Raw genomic sequence first — 4,973 nt, 5'->3', positions numbered from 1 at the left:
CCTCCCGACGGCGACACAGAAGGCCCTCCATGACCCGCATCCACTCCCGCCTCCTCGGCACCGTGGGGCTCACCGCGTCGGCGGCGCTGCTCACCGGCTGCGCCGTCCTCGGCGGCGACGCCGGATCCGCCGGCATCGTGTCCGACGACGACCTGAGCACCTCGTACGGCCTCGTCCAGCCCGGCGTCCTGACGGTCTGTTCCGACGTCCCCTACCCGCCCTTCGAGTTCGAGGAGAACGGTGAGCTGACCGGCTACGACATCCAGCTGGTCGAGGCGGTGGCGGAGAAGCTGGGCCTCGGGGTGAACGTGATCGACTCCTCCTTCGAGGCCATCGAGTCGGGTGCCTCGCTCACCGGCTGCGACGTGAACGCCTCGTCGATCTCCATCACCGAGGCCCGTCAGCGCGTCATGGCCTTCACCCTCCCCTACCTCGACGACGACCTCGTCCTGGTCGCGAAGAAGGGCTCCGGCATCACCGACGTCGACTCCGCGAAGGGCCGCCGGATCGGCGTGCAGGCCGCGACCACCGGCGACGAATACGCCCAGCAGAACGGCCTGAGCCCCGTGCAGTTCGAGGACGGCGGCATGCAGGTCCAGGCCCTGCAGGCCGGCACCGTGGACGCCGCCCTGGGCAACCAGTCCGTGTTGCTCTACTCCCTCAAGGACGACGATCGCTTCGAGGTGGTCGAGTCGCTGCCCACGGGCGAGCAGCTCGGCATGGCGGTCGGCCCGCAGAAGGCGCAGCTCGGCTCCGCCGTGAACCGCGCGCTGCAGGAGCTGCGCAACGACGGCACCGTGGCCGAGCTCCAGGAGCGCTGGTTCGGTCAGGCACAGGAGGACTACCGATGAGCACGCAGGCCCCCGTCTCGCCGGCACCGGCCATGAAGCCCGGCCGCGCGCGCCGCCGTCGTCGGCTGTCCCTGATCATCCAGGCGGCCGTCTTCGTCCTCGCCCTCGTCGTCCTGGCCGTCCTCATCGACTGGGGCGCGCTCGCCGAGAACGTCCTGAACTTCCCCGCCGTGGCCCCGATGTTCCCCAACGTGATCCTCGTGGGGCTGGGCAACACGCTGTTCTACACGGTCACCTCGTTCGTCGTCGGCCTGCTGGGCGGCATCGTGCTCGCGCTCATGCGCCTGAGCTCGTTCGGCCCGTACCGGTGGCTGGCCACCGCCTACGTGGAGTTCTTCCGCGGCGTCCCCGCGCTGCTGGTGTTCCTCGCCTTCGGCTACGGGGTGCCCTTCGCGTTCGGGGTGTCCTGGCCGATCCCCGTCGTCGTGATGGTGGCCCTGGGCATGGTCTCGGCCGCGTACATCGCCGAGACCCTGCGCGCCGGCCTGCAGGCCGTGCCCCGCGGCCAGATGGAGGCGGCCCGGTCCCTCGGCATGCCGACGTGGCGGGCCATGGTCACCATCGTGATCCCCCAGGCGTTCCGCATCGTGCTGCCGCCGCTCACCAACGAGGTCATCCTCCTGACCAAGGACTCCTCGCTGGTCTACGTGCTCGGCCTGGCCGCGCACGAGTACGAGCTCACCAAGTTCGGCCGCGACGGCATCTCCGCCCTCGACGCCGGCATGACGCCGATCCTCGTGGCCGGCCTGTTCTACCTCGTGATCACCGTGCCGCTGTCCCTGTTGGCCCGCCGGTTCGAGGCCCGTTCGACCAAGAAGGGGCACTGAGATGGCCCAGCAGAACCCCATCACCGGATCCTTCGGCGCGGTGGCCGCCGCGGACGCCGCCGGCGTGCACGTGGCCGGCCTCAACAAGTCCTTCGGCGCCAACCACGTGCTGCGCGGCATCGACCTCGACGTCGCCCCCGGCGAGGTCGTGTGCCTGATCGGCCCGTCCGGCTCGGGCAAGTCCACCCTCCTGCGCTGCGTGAACCTGCTGGAGAAGCCCGACTCGGGCGTCGTCACGGTCGGTGAGTTCACGGTCACGGACGAGGACGTGGACCTGGACGTGCTGCGCCGGCACGTGGGCATGGTGTTCCAGCAGTTCAACCTGTTCCCGCACCTGTCCGTGCTGGAGAACTGCACCGTGGCCCAGCTCAAGGTGCTCAAGCGGGGCAAGGCCGAGGCGGTGGACGTCGCCCGTCGGCAGCTGGCCCGCGTGGGCCTGGCCGAGCTCGAGGACCGCTACCCGGACCAGCTCTCCGGCGGTCAGCAGCAGCGCGTGGCGATCGCCCGTGCGCTGGCCATGGACCCGCAGCTGATGCTCTTCGACGAGCCCACCTCCGCCCTCGACCCCGAGACCGTCGGCGACGTCCTGGCGATCATGCGTCAGCTGGCCCGCGACGGCATGACCATGCTCGTGGTCACCCATGAGATGGGCTTCGCCCGCGAGGTGGCCGACCGGGTCGTGTTCATGGACGGCGGCGTCGTGGTGGAGGCCGGCCCGGCCGCCGCGGTGATCTCCGACCCCCAGCAGCCGCGCACCCAGGACTTCCTGCGCCGCGTGCTGCACCCCACCGAGATCGACCTCTGAGCCTGCCCACCCGCCGTGCCCCGGTGGGCGGGCGCATGCGTGAGGGGCCCCGCCTGGACCATGGTCCGGGCGGGGCCCCTCAGGCATGCGGCGGGGGCGTCAGGCCTTCTTGCGCAGCTTCTTCAGCTCGTCACGGGCCTCGCGCAGCGCGGCGACCTGCTCCTCACGGGCGGCGTGGATCGCAGCGACCTTCTCGTCCTGGGCATCACGGATGGCCTGCACCTTGGCGTCGCGGGCGCCCTCGATGCGGGCGGCGCGCTTCTTGGCGGCCTTGCGACGCTTGCCGGGGCGGTTGGCCACGGAGTCGGCGGCGATGGCCAGGCCGGAGCCGACCAGGAAGATGTCCTTGGCGACGGCGGTGCCCTCCTGGGACGGACGCACGCCGTCCGCCTCGGTCATCTCCGGCGTGTTCAGGTACATGGAGAACAGACCGCCGGAGAACGCGGTCAGGGCGGAGCCGGCGAGCCAGCCCGGGACGAACGGGGCCAGCAGGGCCGAGCCCACGCCGATCTCGGTGGTCACGAGGAACTTCTTGAACTGCTCCGGTGACAGGTTGGCCAGCGCGGGCAGGCCGCGGGCGCTCATGTCGCGCAGGCCCTGGGCCTGCTCCGCGGAGATGCCGCGCTTGTTCAGGCCGGAGTTCAGGATGAACGCGCCGGAGGCCAGGCGCAGCGGAATCTGGACGATGCTCATGGAGTCTTCCTTCCAGTAGGGCCCGCGGCACGCACGTGGAGTGGGGTGTGGCGCGAACGGTCGGTGAGCGGTCTGCACCTCCGACAGTACCAACGGCAGCCCGCTCCCGCCCGCCCGGAGGCGCGGCTGTGCGCGCAGAGCGGACGACGTCGACGCCTCCACCACGTCGCCGAGGCCGTCGATGATGGACAATGGGGCGCATGCTCCCCCTCGTCGCACCCCTGACCGCGGCCGCCGCCGCGCCCACCGACTACGGCTGGCTCGGCAACATCGTCGTGGACATCATGGAGGCGGTCGGCCCGATCGGCGTCGGCCTGGCCGTCTTCGCGGAGAACATCTTCCCGCCCATCCCGTCCGAGGTGATCCTGCCCCTGGCAGGCTTCACCGCGGCCGGCGGCGCCTTCAGCCCGCATGCCGCGCTGGTCTGGGCGACGGTCGGCTCGATCGTCGGAGCGCTGGCCCTCTACGGCCTCGGCGCGTGGCTCGGCCGCCACCGCATGTACCGCCTCGCGGACCGCATGCCGCTGGTGGACATGGAGGACGTGGCCAAGACCGAGCGCTGGTTCATCCGATACGGCTACTGGACCGTGTTCCTGGGCCGCATGGTCCCCGTGTTCCGCTCCCTGATCTCCATCCCCGCGGGCATCGAGCGGATGAACCTCGCGAAGTTCACCCTGTTCACGGCGCTGGGCTCCCTGATCTGGAACGCGATCTTCGTCTACGGCGGCTACGCGCTCGGGGAGCGGTTCCACGTCGTCTCCGAGTACGCGGACGTCTTCTCCAACATCGTCCTGGTCCTGATCCTGGCCTTCCTCGCGATCTGGGTGGTCCTGCGCCTGCGCCGTGACGCCCGCCGCCGGAACGACCCGGACTGGCGCCCGCCGACCGCGGATGAGATGGCCGCCCGCGTCGAGGCCATCCTGGAGTCCTCCGACCACCGGAAGTGAATCGCATGCACCCCGTCCTGCCCTCCCCCCGCCGTGGCCGCGCGGCCCTCGGCCTGGCCGCCGTCGCCCTGGTGGCGCTGAGCGCCTGTGCTCGCACCGAGCCGCAGCCCGAGCCTGCGCCCGCCACGACGGCGGCCTCCGCCCTGCCGTCCATGGACATGGCCCCGTTCACGGTCGAGGTCCCCTCACACGACCTCGAGCGGGTGCCGGAGGCGAGCGTCGCCGTGCTCGAGGGCGAGGACCCGGACCACCACGGGGCGTGGCTGCAGGTGTCCGGGGCGCCGGCCTGGACGGACGCCATGGCCGGGGCCGTGCGCGACCAGATCGACCAGTACCGCCGGGACACCGACCCGAGCGCGGACCCGCGCCTGGAGATCCAGCCGCAGCTCGCCGTCGTGGCCGAGGACATCGCCGCGGCCCGCCTGCTCGCCACGGAGCGGCGCGGCACGGACTCCGTGTCCACCTCGCACGTGATCTGGTACTCGGCCCGCGAGGACCGCGTGCTCGAGACCGCCGATCTCTTCACCCCCGACGGCTGGGACGCGCTCCGCACCGAGGTGCGCCAGCGCATGGCCAACGACCCGGACGTGATCGGCTCGCGTCTGGACTCGGCGGTCGACGCCCCGGAGCAGGTGGAGAACCGCCGGGTGTGGGACGCGGTGGTCTTCCTCCCGGACGGCAGCCTGATGCTCGAGGCGGACCAGGCGTCCATGGCGCCGGCCGCCGCGGGCGTGCTGACGGTGCGGATCCCCCGGGACACGGCGACCGCCTGGCTGTCCGACCTGGGCCACGTCGCCGCGGACGCCGCCTCCGCCCCCGCCGACCTGCGTCTGCCGGACCGCTCCACCCC

At 71.8% G+C, this 4,973-nt stretch carries 5 protein-coding genes and 1 pseudogene; 5 read left to right on the top strand and 1 reads right to left on the bottom strand.

Annotation, left to right across the window (positions count from 1 at the left end; translation table 11 throughout):
* The first annotated feature begins 29 nt into the window (after window positions 1-29).
* From J1M37_RS05670 to J1M37_RS05660, 3 genes are read left to right on the top strand one after another with little or no spacing between them, the layout of a single operon-like run.
* Entirely contained in the window at window positions 30-851 is an 822-nt protein-coding gene (locus J1M37_RS05670) for an ABC transporter substrate-binding protein (RefSeq protein WP_036314235.1), read from the top strand.
* The gene (locus J1M37_RS05665) at window positions 848-1,678 is read left to right on the top strand and encodes an amino acid ABC transporter permease (protein ID WP_020626482.1); all 831 of its coding nucleotides are present in this window, start codon (window positions 848-850) and stop codon (window positions 1,676-1,678) included. The genes J1M37_RS05670 and J1M37_RS05665 overlap by 4 nt, the downstream gene beginning before the upstream one ends.
* 1 nt (window position 1,679) lies before the next feature.
* The gene (locus J1M37_RS05660) at window positions 1,680-2,483 is read left to right on the top strand and encodes an amino acid ABC transporter ATP-binding protein (RefSeq protein WP_036314233.1); all 804 of its coding nucleotides are present in this window, start codon (window positions 1,680-1,682) and stop codon (window positions 2,481-2,483) included.
* Between the two features lie 99 nt (window positions 2,484-2,582).
* On the opposite strand, the gene J1M37_RS05655 is transcribed toward J1M37_RS05660, so the two are convergent.
* Entirely contained in the window at window positions 2,583-3,176 is a 594-nt protein-coding gene (locus J1M37_RS05655) for a hypothetical protein (RefSeq protein WP_020626481.1), read from the bottom strand.
* A gap of 200 nt (window positions 3,177-3,376) precedes the next feature.
* Here J1M37_RS05655 and J1M37_RS05650 point away from each other — a divergent pair, with 200 nt between their 5' ends.
* Together J1M37_RS05650 and J1M37_RS05645 are read left to right on the top strand one after the other, a co-directional pair.
* A complete protein-coding gene (locus tag J1M37_RS05650; RefSeq protein ID WP_043280898.1) occupies window positions 3,377-4,123 on the top strand; it encodes a DedA family protein in 747 nt (248 codons plus the stop codon).
* Between the two features lie 5 nt (window positions 4,124-4,128).
* Window positions 4,129-4,973, top strand: a pseudogene (locus J1M37_RS05645) (hypothetical protein); the annotation flags it as partial.

This window comes from Micrococcus sp. KRD012 (genome assembly GCF_017168555.1).
Classification (GTDB): Bacteria; Actinomycetota; Actinomycetes; order Actinomycetales; family Micrococcaceae; genus Micrococcus; species Micrococcus luteus.
This window is presented reverse-complemented; position numbering and strand designations above follow the sequence as displayed.

Coding starts and splice junctions, on each gene's coding strand:
- J1M37_RS05665 (WP_020626482.1), top strand. CDS start 848: ATGAGCACGCAGGCCCCCGTCTCGCCGGCACCGGCCATGAAGCCCGGC.
- J1M37_RS05655 (WP_020626481.1), bottom strand. CDS start 3,176: ATGAGCATCGTCCAGATTCCGCTGCGCCTGGCCTCCGGCGCGTTCATC.
- J1M37_RS05670 (WP_036314235.1), top strand. CDS start 30: ATGACCCGCATCCACTCCCGCCTCCTCGGCACCGTGGGGCTCACCGCG.
- J1M37_RS05650 (WP_043280898.1), top strand. CDS start 3,377: ATGCTCCCCCTCGTCGCACCCCTGACCGCGGCCGCCGCCGCGCCCACC.
- J1M37_RS05660 (WP_036314233.1), top strand. CDS start 1,680: ATGGCCCAGCAGAACCCCATCACCGGATCCTTCGGCGCGGTGGCCGCC.